This window comes from Neisseria sp. P0021.S006, from assembly GCF_051956895.1.
In genome coordinates this window covers 1-432 of record NZ_JBQCWZ010001308.1, presented here as the reverse complement: position 1 = coordinate 432, position 432 = coordinate 1, and the positions used below count along the sequence as shown (strand labels likewise).

The window sequence follows — 432 nt, the reverse complement described above, 5'->3', positions numbered from 1 at the left end:
GTGCAACACTACACCTGCGGCGGCATCCAAACCGACCCCAGCGGCAGAACCTCCCTGCCGCAGCTCTACGCCTTAGGCGAAACCGCCTGCACAGGGCTGCACGGCGCCAACCGCCTCGCCAGCAACTCCCTGCTCGAATGCGTCGTGACAGCCAGGCTTGCCGCCCAAACCATCGCGGACGGACAAGCGTTCCAAACCGAACCATTCCAAAAGCCGTCTGAAAGCCTCTCTGCCGAAACAGACATCTTTTCAGAAGGCCTCCAAAACGCATTCAGCCGCCCCACCCTGCAAGCTTTCAACCAACGCCATCTGGGCATCATACGCAACGATACCGACCTGCGCCATGCTATCGCCCAACTTCGGCTTTGGAAGCAAAACCAAGCCGAGCCATACACCGCGTCCGAATACGAAAACCGCAACCTACTCGAATGC

At 59.3% G+C, this 432-nt stretch carries 1 protein-coding gene; it reads left to right on the top strand.

Annotated features, from left to right (window positions below):
* On the top strand, positions 1–432 hold a 432-nt coding region (locus ACTHUM_RS20025), incomplete at both ends, for an FAD-binding protein (protein ID WP_440404010.1).